Here is a 3836-nt window from a genome sequence, read left to right as displayed (position 1 = left end):
AGACAGAACAGTGAGCCGCATCAACACACCTTAGAGCGCCCGAGGATAGGACTGTCCGGCTCGCGGCTCCCCGCATCCCGCCCGGCCACGTTGTCGTCAGTCGGCGCCCAGTCCCAGGGCGCCTTCCTCCGCCGTCTTGCCGGATCGGGCGCGGCTGAGCCGCTCACTGATCGAACGCCCTATCCTCGGGCGCTCTTAGTCATCCTCAAGGCCTCCGAGCATGCGAAAAAAACAAGATCACATACTCTTTGGCCGCCGGTGTCGTGGCCAAAGGGCGCACGCCTACGCACTTTCACACCGCCGAAGCCCCGATCGTCACCGGCGCTTCCATCGGGTGCCCTGTCGAGTTGGTTGACTTACCTGGTTAGTCAGGCCATCCATGATGGGGTTCTTCCTCAACTGTGCACCCCAGCCAAAGGCCGGAAAACAGCCGGTACGGCGGCCCGGCGGCGCGAGGTTCCACCATTACCGGGACACCGCACCGAACCCACGACGGAGGATGTGCGGCACACCCTCGCCGAACGCTGGCAGTGCTCAGGAGCTGGTGAACTCCTGAACCAGCGCGGCACGCTGTTTGGCGCCAAGGCCTCGCAGCCGACGGCTGTCGCTGATCGCGAGCCGCTCCATGATCCTGGTGGCGCGGACACGACCGACGCCGGGCAGGGATTCGAGAACAGCAGCCACCTTCATCTTTCCAATGACCTCATCGGTGTTGGCTCTCTCAAGGACGGACGCGAGTGACACTTCCGCCTTCTTGAGCCGCTCCTTGAGTTCTGCACGCTGCTTACGCGCCAACGCAGCTTTCTCGAGGGCAGCAGCCCTCTGCTCGGGCGTCAGGGGCGGCAGGGGCACGGGTACGCCTCCTTCTTTCGGGTGATCGCGGCGCCGCGCAAACTAGCGAGTAACGGGCGTCTCGGTCCAGTCGGTAGCACGGGTACATCCACGGACTATTGTCCACAAGACCGTGCCCGGATGTCCGGATGAATCGCGTTGCCCGCGCCGTACTGTTTGCTTTCGGTCGCTCGCGGACCCACCGTACCGGGCAGATCGCCTCGAGATGTCCCAACCGGGGCCTGTGTGACGTCACACCAGGTCAGCGGCACCGTGACGGTGTCAACTACCGGTCACAAACCGAGCCGCGGCAGCCCCTGGATCACTCGATGTAATGATCGGGCGCCCCACCACAAGAAGGTCGGAACCCGCTCCCAGCGCCGCCGCGGGCGTTGCGATACGCGCCTGATCGTCGAGATTCATGCCTTGCGCTCGAACTCCAGGAGTGATAAGAGTCACACCGTTTCCGACCTCCGCGCGCACCCCTGACACCTCACGCGGGCTGCACACCACGGCCCGCGCGCCAGCGGCGACAGCCAGTGCCGCAAGGCGGCGGACGACGTCGGCGGGCGGCTCGCCGTAGCCGGCCGAGGCGAGGTCGGCAGCGCCCAGGGAGGTCAGCACGGTGACCGCGGCGACCTCGACATCCGGCGCGGCGTCAACGGCCGCCCGCACCATCGCCGCGCCTCCGGCCGCATGCACGGTTACGTACCGGGGGGCGAGCGGAGCTACTGACCGCATCGCCCCAGCCACCGTGTGGGGGATATCATGCAGCTTGAGGTCGAGGAAAAGACCGATCCGGTCCCGTTCGGCCGGCCCTGGATCACCCCCGACCACGTCCCACAGGGCGGTCACGATGCCGGGTCCCTCACGGCAGAACAGTTCCAGACCGACTTTCACAACGGCGACGTGCGGTGCCACCGCGCGGGCCAGCCGCAGCGCCCGCGGCCCGTCGGGCACGTCCAGCGCGACCGCCAGCGGCGGCCGCGACGTCCAGGCGGCCAGTCGTGCCCCCGGCAGACCCGTCATCTCACCACCCCCGTCAGGCCCGCGGTCCCCGGCAGCCCTGTCAGCCCGTCCGCCCGGTCGTTGTGGCCGTCGTCGTGGCCGTCGTGGCTTGGCCGGTCGCCCCCTGGTCGCCGTGGGCATGGGCGTCAGCGGGCCGGGCAGCCATGGGCTGAAGGCCGGCGGGGACGCGGTGGCGGGCGGCGGCACCATCGGAGCCGCCGGACCGATCCCGATCGGACCAGGCGGCGTGCAGGTCCGCATGGAAGCTCTGCAGCGGCATCACCCCGATCTCGCCGCGTACCAGGGCCTCGATACCCTGCACGCAGGCGGCCGCGCCCTGGATGGTGGTGATGCAGGGCACGCCGGTCGTCACACACGCCGTCCGGATCTCGTATCCGTCCAGCCGCGGGCCGACACCGCACGGCGTGTTGATCACAAGGTTGATCTGCCCCGAATTGATCATTTCAACGCAGTCGGTCAGGCCGGAGTCCGGCGCCGAGTGCTTTCCGAGCACAACCGCCTTCACTCCGTTGCGGCGCAGCACCTCCGCGGTTCCCTCGGTGGCATAGACCACGAACCCGAGGTCCGCGAGCCGCTTGATCGGAAAAATCATCGCGCGCTTGTCCCGGTTGGCCACCGAGACGAACACCCGGCCGTAGGTGGGCAGCGACGCGTAAGCCGCGGCCTGCGACTTGGCGTAGGCGGTGCCAAAGCCCGCGTCGATCCCCATGACCTCACCGGTGGACTTCATCTCCGGCCCGAGCACGGTGTCCACCCCGTGGCCGCTGGCGTCCCGGAACCGGCCGAAGGGCAGCACCGCCTCCTTCACCGCGATGTGGGAGTCCATCGGCAGCGTCGCGCCGTCGCCGTGCGGCGGCAAGAGCCCCTCCGCGCGCAGCTCGGCGATGGTCGCGCCGACCATCACCCGGGCCGCGGCCTTCGCCAGCGGCACGGCCGTCGCCTTCGACACGAAGGGGACGGTGCGCGACGCTCTCGGATTGGCCTCCAGGACATACAGGACGTCGGACTGCATCGCGTACTGGACGTTGAGCAGGCCCCGCACCCCGACTCCGTCCGCGATCAGCCGGGTGGACTCACGAATCCGCTCCAGGTCGGCACGGCCCAGCGTGATCGGTGGCAGGGCGCACGCCGAGTCCCCGGAGTGGACCCCCGCCTCCTCGATGTGCTCCATCACGCCGCCCAGGTACAGATCCGTGCCGTCGTAGAGGGCGTCCACGTCGATCTCGACGGCGTCGTCGAGGAAACGGTCGACCAGTACCGGATGCTCGGGGGAGATCTCGGTCGCCCGCTCGATGTAGGAGCGCAGCATCTGGTCGTCGTAGACAATCTCCATGCCGCGCCCGCCGAGCACATAGGACGGCCGCACCAGCACCGGGTAGCCGACCCGGTCAGCCACCGTCCGAGCCTCGGCATAGGACGTCGCCACGCCGTGCAGCGGCGAGGGCAGCCCAGCTCGGGCGAGCACACGGCCGAACAGGCCACGATCCTCGGCCAGGTGGATCGCGCGCGGTGCCGTCCCGACGATCGGGACGCCAGCGGCGGCAAGCGATGCCGCGATGCCCAGCGGAGTCTGGCCGCCAAGCTGGACGATCACGCCGACCAGCGGGCCGGCCTGCCGCTCGGCGTGGACGACCTCCAGGACGTCCTCGACGGTGAGCGGCTCCACGTAGAGCCGGTCGGCGGTGTCGTAGTCGGTGGACACCGTCTCCGGATTACAGTTGATCATGATCGTCTCATAACCGGCCGCCGACAGCGACATCACCGCGTGACAGCAGGCATAGTCGAACTCGATGCCCTGCCCGATCCGGTTCGGCCCGCTGCCCAGGACGATGACCCGCGGCCGGTCGCTGGCGACGATCTCGGTCTCGGAATCATAGGACGAGTAGTGGTAGGGCGTGGCCGAGGCGAACTCGGCCGCGCAGGTGTCGACCGTCTTGTAGACCGGCCGGATGCCGGCGCGGTGCCGGAACGTGCGG

The 3836-nt window shown here is 68.7% G+C and carries 3 protein-coding genes; all 3 read right to left on the bottom strand.

What is annotated here, in order from left to right; all coding sequences use genetic code 11:
* Positions 1–534 precede the first annotated feature (534 nt).
* Positions 535–852 carry an integration host factor, actinobacterial type gene (gene mihF, locus MJ777_RS22490; protein WP_239309958.1) on the bottom strand — a complete coding sequence of 106 codons (318 nt, stop codon included), beginning with the start codon at positions 850–852 and terminating at the stop codon, positions 535–537.
* A gap of 261 nt (positions 853–1113) precedes the next feature.
* A complete protein-coding gene (gene pyrF / locus MJ777_RS22485) occupies positions 1114–1860 on the bottom strand; it encodes an orotidine-5'-phosphate decarboxylase (RefSeq protein WP_239309959.1) in 747 nt (248 codons plus the stop codon).
* 40 nt (positions 1861–1900) lie between these two features.
* Positions 1901–3836, bottom strand: a 1936-nt coding sequence (gene carB / locus MJ777_RS22480; RefSeq protein WP_239377713.1) for a carbamoyl-phosphate synthase large subunit, incomplete at its 5' end; no start/stop codon positions are given.

It is taken from the genome of Protofrankia sp. Cj5 (assembly GCF_917627405.1).
GTDB lineage: Bacteria > Actinomycetota > Actinomycetes > Frankiales > Frankiaceae > Protofrankia.
The sequence above is the reverse complement of the archived record's forward strand: the minus strand, read 5'-3'. Positions and strand labels throughout refer to the sequence as shown.